The organism is Nocardioides sp. NPDC057577, assembly GCF_042801335.1.
Lineage (GTDB): Bacteria > Actinomycetota > Actinomycetes > Propionibacteriales > Nocardioidaceae > Nocardioides.
In genome coordinates this window covers 1-12,361 of sequence record NZ_JBHVGB010000178.1, presented here as the reverse complement: position 1 = coordinate 12,361, position 12,361 = coordinate 1, and the positions used below count along the sequence as shown (strand labels likewise).

Genomic DNA, 12,361 nt, shown 5'->3' with positions numbered 1-12,361 from the left:
TCGACCACCTCCGCCGGGCCTCCGCCCACGCGCACTCGCCGCGACGCGGAGGCACGGCGGATCCAGTGACGGTCGTGCGTGACCGTCACGACCGTGCCGGGATGGGCGTCGAGCGCATCCTCGAGCTGTTCGACGAGCTCGGGGTCGAGATGATTGGTCGGCTCGTCCAGCAGCAGTACGTCACCGGGATCCGCCAGCGCGATCGCCAGGTCGAGGCGGCGGCGCTGCCCGACCGAGAGGGCCCGCACCTGACGACCCAGGTCCTCGGCGCGAAGCAGCCCGAACCGGCGCAGCCGCTCGACGGCGTCGTCGCGATGGATTCCGAGGGTGCCGGCGAAGACGGAAACGACCGTCCCCGCAGGTGGCGCCGTGACATCCTGCTGAAGCCACGAGACCCGCACCCCCGGCGCCCGATCGACGACACCCGCGGCCGGGGCGATCTCCCCGGCCAGCAGCCGCAGCAGCGTCGTCTTGCCAGCGCCGTTGCGTCCGGTGACCAGCCAGCGGTCCCCGGCACGCAGCTCCCACTCGGCCATCCTCAGCCGGGCGCCCGCCTGCTGGCGTACGTCGCGAAGGGCGAGGTAGGGCTCGCCACCCGGTGCCGCTTCGCCCTGGAGCCCGGCGTCGAACCGGAGCGGCTCGGGTGGCGGGGCGACCGGCTCGGCCCGCAGCCTGGCCACGCGCTCCTTCGCCATCCGGATCCGCCCCATCGCCCCGTGGTCGCGGCTGCGCGCCCGAAAGGCGCCGTGCCCGAACCCATCGAGCTCGAGCTTGCGTGGGATCGAGTCGAGCCGGAACGCGTTGGCCGCGACGAGCGCCTCGTTGCGGTCGAGCTCGGTCGTCCACGCCTCGTGCCGTTCGGCCTGGCGCCGTCGCTCGGTCGCGCGCGCTGCCAGGAAGCCGGTGTAGCCGTTGCCGTAGCGGCGCAGCCCCCCGTCGCATACCTGGACGACGTCGACCGCGAACCGCTCGAGGAAGGCGCGATCGTGCGTGACCACCACCATCGCACCTTGGTGGGCGGCCAGGCGCTCCTCGAGCCATGTCAGTGCGGAGCCGTCGAGGTCGTTCGTCGGCTCGTCGAGCAGCAGCAGCTCGGCGTTGGACAAGAGCGCGACGGCGAGGGCGAGACGAGCTCGCTCTCCTCCGGAGAGTTCCTCGACCGAACGTCCGCGGTCGAGGCCGCCCAAGCCGAGCTGGTCGAGGGCGGCGTCGACGCGACGGTCGACGCCGTAACCGTCGCGCGCCTCGTAGGCATCGACGAGGTCGCCGAGCTCCTCGAGCAGCGCAGGCTGCTCGCCATCGTCGGCGACCGAGAGACGATCGGAGCAGGACCTCATCCGTGACTCGAGCGCGCGCAGGTCCGCGAGCAGGAGGTCGACGGAGTCCTGCACCGTCGCTCCGGCCGGGAACCGGGGCTCCTGGGAGGCGTGCGCGATGCCGCCGGGGACGACGACGCGAGTCTCTCCGGCGACCGGTGTGACGACACCGGCGAGCACGTCGAGCAGCGTCGACTTCCCGGCGCCGTTGTCGCCGATCACGACGAGACGGTCGGTCGGGCCGACCACGAGGTCGACACGGTCGAGAACGATCCGCTCGGCGAAGCGGACCGTCGCCGAGCGCAGCTCGCAGACGCGGTGGCTGCGCTCGGAGGTGGAACGGAATGAAGCAGACGGGAACATGAGGACTCCTCTCCGCGGCGGAGCACCACCACGGCGATACGCATCCGGCGGATGCGGAATCGGACACGGACCTCGAGCGCGCCGATCGGACGACGCGGTCGCTCAGGACCCGCTGCGGAGAAACCTCGACGCAGCGTCCCGATCGATTACTTCAGAGTTCCCATCGCCGTGAACGTTAGCGGGCCGAGTGCCCGCGCGCGATCCATTTGTTCGAGACGCCCCCGCGGCGGAAAGTGTTCGACAGGCGCACCCGGCCCTGCCAACGTTCCGTCCATGCATGTCAGACCCGGGTCGGTCGCCGACCTCCCCGACGCCCTGAACCTCCTCGACGCCGCTGTCGCCTGGCTCGCCTCACAGGGCCGCACCGGGCAGTGGGGCGCGGAGCCGTTCTCCACCATCGAGGCCAGGGTCGAGCAGATCCGGACGATGCTCACCGAGCGCACCGCGCGGATCGCCGAGGCCGACGGCCAGGTCGTCGGGGTGTGCGTCCTGGCCGAGGAACCACTTCCGTACGTCGAGCCCGCACCGATCCCCGAGCTCTACCTGCAGCTGCTCGTCACCGACCGGGCCCGAAGCGGTTCCGGCGTCGGCCGGATGCTGGTCGACGACGCTGTCGAGATCGCGCGGCAACGAGGTGCGACGCAGATGAGGCTCGACTGCTACGCCGGCGACGACCAGGCGCTCGTCCGGACGTACGAAGGATTCGGGTTCGTCCTCGTGAGGCACTTCACGGTCGACACCGGTCAGCCCGAGCCCTGGCCCGGTGCGCTCCTCCGGATGGAGATCCCTGCGGCTTTGTAAACTGCCACCGCCGGCACGTCGAGAGAGGTGGACGCGATGACCGAGCTCGATGCCTGGGTGACGGCGTTCGCCGCCGAACAACGTCGCCCGGAGGAGGTGGCCCGCTGGGCAGCCTCGACGGCCGACGCGATCCTGGCCGACGGCGAGGTCGACCTGGCCGATCTCCGGCCGCTGCTCCTGGCGGCCGTCGAAGAGCACTGGTACGCCTTCCTGGACGGCCTCACCCGGTCGAACGAGCCGTTCGAGCTGGTGCCGACCGCGCGCACCGTGGCGCTCGAGATCGCCCGCCGCCATCTCGGTCTCCCGCTGCTGCTCAAGATCTACCAGCGGGCGCAGGAGGCGAGCTGGGACTTCGCGGTGCAGGTCGTCGAGGAGGCGCCGAGCGACCTCGACCGCGCGGGCCTGCTGGTCTGGTTCTGGACGAAGGCGACCGCGTGGTTCGGCTCCTCGGTCGAGCAGTCGGTGCTGCTGCACCAGACCGAGACTGACCGGATCCGGCAGCGTGGGGACGCCCGCCGCTTCGAGGTGGTCTCGCAGGCGCTGGGCGACCGCAGCGTCTCACCCGCCGAGCTGTCCGCCGCCCTCGACGGCCATCCGGTCCAGGTCCCCGGTCACGTCGCGCTGGTCGCGCACGCGCTCACCGCCGATGCCATCGAGCAGCTCGAGCCGGCACTCGGCGCTGTCGCCCGCGGCGCGGGCCACCCCCGGTCCGTGCTGGTGCGCCCCGGCGGCCGGGAGGTGTGGGCCTGGCTCGCCATGGGTGAACGGCCCGAGACCATCGACGGGACGGGCATCGATCCCGCCGCCGTCCGGGTGACCGTCGGTGTCGGTGCAGGCGGTCTGGACGGCTTCGTCGCCGCGCACCGGGACGCCCGGGCGGCCCAGCGGGTCGCGCTGGCGCGAGGGCGCCAGGAGGCGGTGACTTCCTACGGCGACGTGGCCGCGCTGGTGCTCATCGCGCACGACCCCGCGGCCGCCGAGCGGTTCACCCGGACGACGCTGCGCGGCCTGGGCGACGCCCATCACGACCGGCTGCGCGAGACCGTGCGGGAGGTGCTCACCTCCGCCGAGACCGCGGACCGGCTCGCCGAACGGCTCGGCATCCACAAGAACACCATCCGTTACCGCCTCGCCCAGGCCGAGGGCCTCCTGGGCCACCCGCTGCGCGAGCGGGCCGGTGACCTGCTGCTGGCGCTCGACTACCACGACGCCTTCCTGCGGCCATGACTGTGAAAAAGCACAGTAATCCGTGACCGATTCGGCCTGATCGCCCAGAGACTTCCCTGTTGCCTACGTCCATTCTGACAGGAGACGTAACCGACCTCACAGGAGGCAGCAGATGACACTCGACGCCAGCGGCACCGTCGACAGGGGCTCCACCGAGAGGTGGCGGGACCGGAAGCGCTACCTGTGGCTCCTCGGTCTCGTGGTCCCGTCCTTCGCCTTCATCGCCGTGGGCGGCTACGCCCTGACGGGGTGGGGCGTGTTCCTGTGGACGGGTCCGATCGTGGTCCTGGGACTCGTCCCGGCCATCGACTTCGCGGCTGGCCTGGACCGCTCCAACCCGCCCGACGACGTCATCGAGGAGCTCGAGGAGGACAGGTACTACCGCTACATCACCTTCGCGTTCCTGCCGATCCAGTACGCCGGGTTCGCCTTCGCGATGTACCTGATCGCGACCCAGGACTGGCCGTTGGCGCACAAGATCGGCCTGGCCCTCACCATCGGGTTCATCGGCGGCATCGGCATCAACACCGCCCACGAGCTCGGCCACAAGAAGGAGAGCCACGAGCGCTGGCTGTCCAAGATCGCGCTCGCGCAGAGCTTCTACGGTCACTTCTACATCGAGCACAACCGCGGCCACCACGTCCGCGTCGCGACGCCTGAGGACCCGGCCTCCTCCCGGATGGGCGAGACCCTCTACGGCTTCTGGTTCCGCACGGTCTTCGGCTCGCTCAAGAGTGCCTGGGGCCTGGAGGCCAAGCGCTACCGGCGCAAGGGCACCCACCCGTTCCACCTCGGCAACGACGTGCTCAACGCCTGGCTGATGAGCGTGGCCCTGTGGATCGCCATGACGCTCTGGCTGGGCGTCGGGATCCTGCCCTACCTCGTCCTCCAGGCCGTCATCGGGTTCTCCCTGCTGGAGGTCGTCAACTACCTGGAGCACTACGGGATGCTGCGGCAGAAGACCACGTCGGGGCGCTACGAGCGGGTGCTGCCGATGCACTCGTGGAACTCGAACAACATCGCCACCAACGTGCTCCTCTACCACCTGCAGCGGCACAGCGACCACCATGCCAACCCGACCCGGCGCTACCAGACCCTGCGTGACTACCGGGAGTCCCCGGCACTGCCGACCGGCTATGCCGGCATGATCGTGCTGGCCCTGGTCCCGCCGCTGTGGCGCCGGGTGATGGACAAGCGCGTGGTCGCGCACTTCGACGGCGACGTACGGCTGGCCAACGTACGTCCCGGACGGCTCGACAAGCTGCTCGCCACGTTCCCGCCCCCGGCCGCCGAGCCGACGCACGAGGGCGTCGACGACGTCACCCGGCAGACCTTCCACGACGAGGTCGCCGCCGGCCGGTGCCCGGGCTGCGGCTACGTCTACGAGGTCGCGGTGGGCAACGAGCTCGAGGGCTTCGCGGCCGGCACCGCCTGGCGAGACATCCCCGACGACTGGTGCTGCCCGGACTGCGGCGTACGCGAGAAGGTCGACTTCGTCCCGCTGACGGACCTCGACCTGAAGGAGGTCGCGCGATGAGCACCATCGAGGCGGACAGGACGCTCTGCGAGGGCATCGGCATGTGCGAGACCCAGGCCGACACCTACTTCCAGATCGGCGACGACGGCCTTGTCGAGGTCCTCACCGACGAGGTGCCCGACGCCGACCGCGGGTACGTCCGGGCCGCCATCGACTCCTGCCCGGTCTCCGCGCTCCGTCTCCGGGGGTGAGCATGTCCTCTCTCCACGACCGTCATCTCCTGGTCGTCGGGGCCGGCCTGGCCGGGCTCCGCGCCGTCGAGGGCGCGCGTCAGGCCGGCTGGTCCGGGCCGATCACCATCGTCGGCGACGAGCGCCACCCGCCGTATGACAGACCGCCGCTGTCGAAGGCGGTTCTCTCCAGCGAGGAGGAGCCCGGCGTGCCGGTGCTGCGCTCGAACGAGGTGCTCGAGGAGCTGCGGGTGCACCACCTCTCCGGGGTGCGGGCCCACGGCCTCGACACCGAGCGGCGCACGGTGGCCACCAGCGCCGGAGAGCTCGGCTACGACGCGCTCGTGATCGCCACCGGCAGCACGGCGACGACCCTGCCGGGGCTGACAGGGCTGCCCGACGTGCACGTGCTCCGTCGCTACGACGACGCACTGGCCGTCAGGGACTCGCTGGCCCGCGCGCGCCACGTGGTGATCGTCGGAGCCGGGTTCATCGGCTCCGAGATCGCCTCGAGCGCCCGCGCCCGCGGCATCGAGGTCACCGTCGTCGAGGCGAGCAGCCGCCCGCTGGAGCGCGCGGTCGGCCCGCTCGGCGCCGCGCGGCTGATGCAGCTCCATGCCGACGCCGGCGTCAGGCTGCTCACCAGGACAACCGTCTCCGGCGTACGCAGCTCGGACCGCGGCATCGAGAAGATCGAGCTGAGCACCGGCGAGACCCTCGCCGCCGATGCCGTGGTCCTGGGCATCGGCGCCCGTCCGGCGACGGCGTGGCTCGCCGGGAGCGGCGTCGCCCTGGACGACCGCACCGGCGGAGTCCTCTGCGACCGCCGGCTCGCCACCGCGGCACCCGGGGTCTGGGCCGCAGGTGACGTGGCGTGCGTCGACGGCGAGCGCAGCGAGCACTGGACCGCCGCCGGAGAGCAGGGTCGGGTCGCCGGGGCGAACGCCGCCGGAGCGGGCGAGGTCTTCGCCTCCGTCCCGTTCGCTTGGTCGACCTGGCACGGTCGCCGGATCCAGGTCGTCGGCGAGACCACGGCAGCCGAGGAGGAGGAGCGCGAGGACGGGTTCATCCTCTACCGGCGAGACGGCAACGAGGTGGGCGCGGTCGGGATCGACAGCCCGGGCCCGATCGCCAGGCTCCGGCGCGCGCTGGCCGGCCGCCGCTGAGCCCACACCGAGAGCCGCGCCGTCGTCCGGCGCTCACACCGCGCTCACACCGCGCTCACACCGCGGTCGCCGGAGGCGACGTGTCGGCGCGGGAGAGCGCCGAGGGGACCACGGCGACGACGCTGTGCGCGTGGTCCAGGAGGTGGCTGGCCACGCCTCCGTTCCCGCCGACCACGACCATGTGCATGGTCTGGGACTGGTCCGCGAGCGCGTGCGCCAGGCTTCCCGACTCGATCCGCAGGCGCGGGTGCATGTCCGGAAAGCGCTCCCGCAGTCCTGCCACGCACTCCGCTGCCAGCAGCCGGTACTCGTCGCGACGGTCGGCGCCGTGGAGGCGGTAGCAGTACAGCACGGTGATCGGCAGGTTCCGCAGGGCTGCCTGAGCGAAGCCGAACTCCAGGGCGGGCGCCGAGTCGGCGGTCCCGTCGATGCCGACGATCACCCCTCGGCCCACGGCTCCCCCACCCGGGCGCAGCACGACCACCGGACACCGTGCGTCCTTGACGGTGGACCTGCTGACCGAGCCGAGGATGCGGCTGCGGATCGGCCCTCTCCCCCGCGATCCGAGCACGAGCAGCGACGCGTTCCTGGAACCTTCGTCCAGCGCACGGGCCGCGGACCCGATCTCCAGCACGATGCTCACCACCGGACGCCTGTGGCCGATGAACGTCGTGGCTCTGGAGAGCTCGTCGAGGCGAAGCTCGGCGTAGCTCCTCACCCTGTCCAGCACGGTCGCCCCGTAGTCCTGCTCGGGCTCCGAGGGCCCACCCGCCCGGAACCCGGGCGGGGTGTCCAGGGTCGTGGCGGACACGACATGGAGCAGACACAGGTCGCGTCCGTCCCGGAACGCCTGCTCGGCCGCCCAGGACACGCTCTCGGCGGCTGCCGGCCAGCTCTCGACGCCGACCAGGACGGCGCCCACAGGGATGATGGTTTCGTACGTCATCTCGACTCCTCAGACCGGCACCACGCGCCGGCCGGTGATCTGGCTCGGGGTGATGCAGACGAACAGCGTCCGCCGGCCGTCGGCCCACGGCTCCGGCTTGAGGTCGTGCGCGGTCAGCCAGACGCCGTCGACGAACTCCGCGGTCCCCCGCACCAGGACGCTCCAGCCCGAGGAGGTGTAGGAGTCGAACTCGTCGATCTGATACGACACCGGTCCGGTCCCGACATGGTCCGCCATGGCCGTGTGCGGGGCGGTGCGGAACACGATCCGCTCTCCGACCATGACGTGGTTGACCGGTAGGACGATCGGTCCCTCCGAGTCGCCGAAGGCGACCCGTCCGACCTCGCTGCGCTCGAGCAGCTCCAGGCACTCGTCGCGGTCGATCGTGGTCAGGTGTCCCGGAAACCATCGTGCTGCCAGGTACATCCTCTGCTCCTTCATCACGGTCGTCCGGAGAGGGCCGGCTCGTCGGCTGTCGTGCCGAGGCCCACAGTGGCCTCGGCGGCCCCGGCGCCCCCCTCGAACGCCGGGGCCACGTGTGTGTTGATCTCGACCGGGCAGCTGCTCTCCCGAAGCACCGCCCGGGAGGTGCCGCCCAGCTGCCCCAGGCCGAGGAGGTGCCGGCCCCTGCCCAGGATCAGCAGCCCGGCATGCCGGGACGCGTCGACCAGGGCGTACGCCGCCTGGGCGTGCACCACCTCGATCCGTGCGTCGACCCGGGCGGTCGACGGGTCCGAGGTGCTCCGGGCGGCCTCGAGGGTCGCGGTCAGCTCGCGCTCGGCCCGGTCGGTCCACGCCCGCTCCTCGCTCCCGACGGTGAGGTAGTCCTGGTACGCACCGAACGTGTGCCAGGCGTGCAGCAGCCGTAGCCGCGCCCCGCGTGCAGCCGCCACCTCCAGCCCGCGGCGTACCAGGGCGACGGAGGTGGTGGCGTCCTGGACGCCGACGACGATGTTGCGGGGTCCGTCCTCTCCCGACCAGGCGGAGGGGACGACGACCATCGGTACGGCCGAGTGTGCCGCGACCGGGCCGAGGATCGAGGAGGTGATGAGCCGGTCGAACATGCTGCGTCTCTGGTCACCGAGCACGAGCAGGCGCGCCTTGGCGGCCGCCTTGACCAGCACCGACGCCGGGCGGCCGAGCAGCAGGTAGGTGCTCACCACCGCGCCGCTGTCCGCGACGGCGTCCTCCGCCTCGGCAAGGATCGCTCGCCCCAGCTTGCCCATCCTCGAGTCCGGGTCCCTGGGCGCCGGCGGCCAGGTCGGCAGCGGCGGTGCATACGGGTCGACCACATAGACGAGGTGCAGCGCGACGCCGGCCCGGGCCGCCTCCGTGGCGGCGTAGCGAGCGGCGGCCAGTCCGCCATCGGTGCCGTCGACCCCTGCCAGGATCAGGTCCCTGCTCTCGCTCATGAATCCAAGCCTTGGGGAGCGAGGTGATCGGCGGACAGGGACCGTCGGCCCGAACCGAAGGCCTTTGGTCGGTCCAGGACCTGCATGGGCCGTGCTCGTGCACGACGACGGGATCGAGATCGCAGCCATCCGTGGTGCATCACGACCGGCATGCGTGCCCACCGCAGGCCGAAGCCCCAGGCGTCACCGGCGTACGTCAGCGCCAGCACGCCGACGATCAGGCACCGAGCAGGTGGTCGCCGATGACCCCCCGGCGCGTCAGGACGGTCGGCCTCCACGCGTGCCTCACGCCCGGTAGGACCCGGCCAACCGCCCGGTAGGGGCCTGATGCGTAACCAGCCCCTACCGGGCGTCTTCCCCGGGTCCGGCCCACACCCCCTGTGGTCGGCTCCCGGAGGCTCTTCGGCCGGTCTCCCTAGCCCGTCATCGCAGCGCTCCAGGTCATCGGCTCAACCATCTCGGTCGGCTGGGTCGGAGTGACAGGGCACCACCGCGACAGGCACCTCTGCGCTGTGGATCACCTCGCGCGCGACCGGACCGAGACCCCAGGTGCCACGTGCGTCATGGCGTCGTCCGAGCACGACCAGCTGAGCGCCGATCGACCGGGCCGAGATGATGCTGGCGGCGTGGCCGCGGTCGCGCTCGATCGTGACCTGGACCTGCGGATACTCCTCGCGCAACGGCTTGATCGCCGCCTCGAGGTCCATGCTGCTGCGTTCCTGTCCGTCTCGTACGAGCGGTGCGTTGACGGTCGGGTCCCAGACGAGCACGGGATGCAGGTTGACCGAGTGCATCACCACCAGCTCGACCCGGTCGCGGCAGGCGCGCTCGAACGCGGCGCGCAGCACCGGCTCATGGAGACCGTCCGGGTCCACACCGACGACGACCGGTTCCCCGAGGTGGTCCGCAGGGCCCCACCCTGGCGGCACGACCACCACCGTCCCGAGGGCCCGTCCGGCGACTCTCATCGCCGTCGATCCGACCTGGAACCGACGAGAGCCGCCGAGGCCACGTTTGCCGACGACCAGCAGATCTTCCACGTCCGCGTATCCGAGCAGGGCCGGCACCGGGTGGTCGAACTCGATCAGCGACACCGTCCGGACGTCGGCATCTGCAGCCTCGACCTGGCGCTCGATCCGCCTCAGCACGGGCCAGAGGCGCCCGTCAACGGCGCCGTCCTGGTGCCGCACCGGATGCCGAACGGCCCCGATCGGCACGAGCGGCCGGCCAGAGGCGGCCACCTCCGCGATCGCGTAGGCCACCGCGGCCCGGTTGGACTCGGAGCCGTCCACGCCGACAACGACCCTCGGTTCCAGCGGCAGTGGCGGACGGGCCGGTCGACTCGAGGGCTCCCCATTCACAGTGGTCGGCCAGCCCGGACTCGAGGTCGCGGTCATATATATGTCCCTCCATCGCGAGATCGCGTGATCGCTCCAGTGGTCTCAAGCGAATCCCGCCCGTGCGCGCGGTGCCAGGGACGTAGGTCGGGCAGGTCGGGCCGAAGGTCCTCAGGGCCGTGGCTCGGTGCGTGCCTCGTCACTGTCCGGCGTTGGGCCCCGTAGGTAGCGATCCGGCCCACCTGCCGCCCGGGCACCGGAGCGGAACCACGCCTCCAGCCCCGGCGCGTCGCGTCGCTCGAGCTCATCGAGAAGCACCTCGCGGATCTCGACCGCGCGCAGCTTCGCGCCCAGGTCCGTGACCCGGTCGAGGGCGACGTAGCTGGATCGCCAGGCCCGGCACAGGTCTGTGTCGGTCAGCCCGTCGGTGACCGCCAAGACGGCCTCGCCCGGGTCGACCGGGTCGACCGGGTCGCCCGCCTGGGGTCCGATGGCTGCTGCCGCCGTTCCTGCGTACGCCCTCCGCCTGCCGAGGCGGTCGCGGCTCTTCAGCGGTCGTTCGGTGCGCGGCGGCCGGCCGAGCCACCCCAGTTCCCAGACAGAGGCCAGCCCCGCCGTGATCACCAACAGCGCGCTGGTCAGACCGAGCGCGAGGACGAGCCCTGCGGCCGCCAGCGCCGCGCTCGGCCACAGCAGGCTTCTGCTGAGCAGGACAGGCCACGGGATCGACTTCTCCTCGGGCCCGAGACACATCAGCATCGTGAAGGTGATGAAGCTCCCGCCCGCCCACCACCCGACCGTCATGGGCACCGACCACGCCATGAGCGCGGCCACACCGCAGCCGACCACCATGCCCAGCACAGCGGCCCACACCCAACGTCTCATGAGCTCACTTTCCCGGTAAGCCGGGGCCGGGCGGAGGGGCCACGATTCCTCCCGGTCCGGGACCAAAGCCCCGACACCGGCAGTCGTTGGCCACTCGCTGCGCCTCCATCGCCCGGCCCACTGTCGGGGCATGCGGTTCGGCGAACGATGAAGGAGCTCGCGATGATGTACTGGTACGGCTCGGGGATGAGCGGCTGGGCCTATGCCCTGATGACCATCAGCATGATCCTGTTCTGGGGTCTGATCATCGCCTCGGCCGTCGTGGTCGGTCGCAGGCTCCTCCGCGACGAGCCGCTGCCCACCGGAGCGCCGAGCACGCCCGAAGACGTGCTCGCGATGCGTCTGGCGCGTGGCGAGATCGACGAGGACGACTACGAGCGGCGCATGGCGACGCTGCGAGCCCGGGAGATCGCCGGACCACGCTGACCACGGCCCTCTGCGGGCGAGGTCGATCACGATGTCCTTGGTCCGCACATCACCGCTCGCGCTGCCGGAAGGCCTCGACCGCGGTCGGGAGCGTCGGGAAGAGGTGATCCGCACCGATCCTGTCCAGGATGCCGGATGGAGCCAGCGAGTCACGCAGGTCCTGCTTGATCCTGGCGATCGCGAGGACGATGCCTCGCTCGCTCAGCGCCGTGCGCAGCGCCTCGAGCGCGTCGACGGCGGTGACGTCGACCTCGGTGTTCGCCTCGGCGTTCAGCAAGAACCACTCCACCGGCCACTCGGCATCATCGACCGCGGCGAGCGCCCGGGTGCGGAAGTCCTCGGCGTTGGCGAAGAAGAGCGGCGAGTCGTAGCGGTAGACGAGCAGGCCGGGCACCTCCTCCGCGTCGGGGTAGTCGTCCACGTCGTGCATCCCCGCCAGCCCTGGGACGTGACCGAGGACCGCGTCGTGCGGATGCGCGACCCGGCGCAGCAGGTCCAGCACCGAGAGCCCGACCGCGATCAGTACGCCCCACATCACGCCGGCGGCGAGGGGTTGACAGCAGGGACGCCGAGGGCGGCCACAACGTCACTTTCTACTCGTACAAGGGCGGCACGGGGCGCACCATGGCCCTGGCCAACACCGCCTGGATCCTCGCTGCCAACGGCAAGCGGGTACTGGCCGTCGACTGGGACCTGGAAGCCCCCGGACTCCACCGGTTCTTCCATCCCTTCCTCGATCCGTCGACGCTCGGTGCCACCACCGGCGTGATCGACC

13 protein-coding genes are annotated in these 12,361 nt (G+C 71.4%); 6 read left to right on the top strand and 7 right to left on the bottom strand.

All coding sequences use genetic code 11. The features are described from left to right. The coding region (locus ACFU7D_RS24905) for an ABC-F family ATP-binding cassette domain-containing protein (RefSeq protein WP_378872402.1) at positions 1 to 1,679 on the bottom strand (1,679 nt) is incomplete at its 3' end. Between the two features lie 273 nt (positions 1,680 to 1,952). Between ACFU7D_RS24905 and ACFU7D_RS24900 the strand changes: the two genes are divergently transcribed. The 5 genes from ACFU7D_RS24900 (at position 1,953) to ACFU7D_RS24880 (ending at position 6,580) form a co-directional block, all read left to right on the top strand. Next, entirely contained in the window at positions 1,953 to 2,480 is a 528-nt protein-coding gene (locus tag ACFU7D_RS24900) for a GNAT family N-acetyltransferase (protein ID WP_378872399.1), read from the top strand. A gap of 36 nt (positions 2,481 to 2,516) precedes the next feature. Continuing rightward, positions 2,517 to 3,707, top strand: coding sequence for a PucR family transcriptional regulator (locus ACFU7D_RS24895; protein ID WP_378872396.1), 1,191 nt, complete (start codon positions 2,517 to 2,519; stop codon positions 3,705 to 3,707). A 112-nt stretch (positions 3,708 to 3,819) separates the two neighbouring features. Beyond that, on the top strand, positions 3,820 to 5,244 hold the full coding sequence (locus tag ACFU7D_RS24890) for a fatty acid desaturase (protein ID WP_378872393.1): 1,425 nt from the start codon (positions 3,820 to 3,822) through the stop codon (positions 5,242 to 5,244). Continuing rightward, positions 5,241 to 5,435 carry a ferredoxin gene (locus ACFU7D_RS24885; protein ID WP_378872390.1) on the top strand — a complete coding sequence of 65 codons (195 nt, stop codon included), beginning with the start codon at positions 5,241 to 5,243 and terminating at the stop codon, positions 5,433 to 5,435. The genes ACFU7D_RS24890 and ACFU7D_RS24885 overlap by 4 nt, the downstream gene beginning before the upstream one ends. A gap of 2 nt (positions 5,436 to 5,437) precedes the next feature. After that, positions 5,438 to 6,580 (top strand): NAD(P)/FAD-dependent oxidoreductase, encoded by a 1,143-nt coding sequence (locus ACFU7D_RS24880; RefSeq protein WP_378872387.1) that lies wholly within the window; start codon positions 5,438 to 5,440, stop codon positions 6,578 to 6,580. Positions 6,581 to 6,635: 55 nt separating this feature from the next. Here the strand turns inward: ACFU7D_RS24880 and ACFU7D_RS24875 are convergent, their stop codons facing one another. From ACFU7D_RS24875 to ACFU7D_RS24855, 5 genes are all read right to left on the bottom strand, one after another. Further along, on the bottom strand, positions 6,636 to 7,526 hold the full coding sequence (locus tag ACFU7D_RS24875; protein ID WP_378872384.1) for a universal stress protein: 891 nt from the start codon (positions 7,524 to 7,526) through the stop codon (positions 6,636 to 6,638). Positions 7,527 to 7,535: 9 nt separating this feature from the next. Then, a complete protein-coding gene (locus ACFU7D_RS24870; RefSeq protein WP_378872381.1) occupies positions 7,536 to 7,952 on the bottom strand; it encodes a pyridoxamine 5'-phosphate oxidase family protein in 417 nt (138 codons plus the stop codon). Positions 7,953 to 7,966: 14 nt separating this feature from the next. Further along, positions 7,967 to 8,938 carry a universal stress protein gene (locus ACFU7D_RS24865; protein ID WP_378872378.1) on the bottom strand — a complete coding sequence of 324 codons (972 nt, stop codon included), beginning with the start codon at positions 8,936 to 8,938 and terminating at the stop codon, positions 7,967 to 7,969. 449 nt (positions 8,939 to 9,387) lie between these two features. Next, positions 9,388 to 10,335 carry a universal stress protein gene (locus tag ACFU7D_RS24860; RefSeq protein ID WP_378724120.1) on the bottom strand — a complete coding sequence of 316 codons (948 nt, stop codon included), beginning with the start codon at positions 10,333 to 10,335 and terminating at the stop codon, positions 9,388 to 9,390. Between the two features lie 111 nt (positions 10,336 to 10,446). After that, entirely contained in the window at positions 10,447 to 11,160 is a 714-nt protein-coding gene (locus ACFU7D_RS24855; RefSeq protein WP_378872375.1) for a hypothetical protein, read from the bottom strand. A gap of 162 nt (positions 11,161 to 11,322) precedes the next feature. Here ACFU7D_RS24855 and ACFU7D_RS24850 point away from each other — a divergent pair, with 162 nt between their 5' ends. Beyond that, complete coding sequence (locus ACFU7D_RS24850) at positions 11,323 to 11,586, top strand: SHOCT domain-containing protein (RefSeq protein WP_378872372.1); 264 nt, start codon at positions 11,323 to 11,325, stop codon at positions 11,584 to 11,586. Between the two features lie 49 nt (positions 11,587 to 11,635). Here the strand turns inward: ACFU7D_RS24850 and ACFU7D_RS24845 are convergent, their stop codons facing one another. Next, positions 11,636 to 12,121 carry an STAS domain-containing protein gene (locus tag ACFU7D_RS24845; RefSeq protein WP_378872370.1) on the bottom strand — a complete coding sequence of 162 codons (486 nt, stop codon included), beginning with the start codon at positions 12,119 to 12,121 and terminating at the stop codon, positions 11,636 to 11,638. Positions 12,122 to 12,361 lie beyond the last annotated feature (240 nt).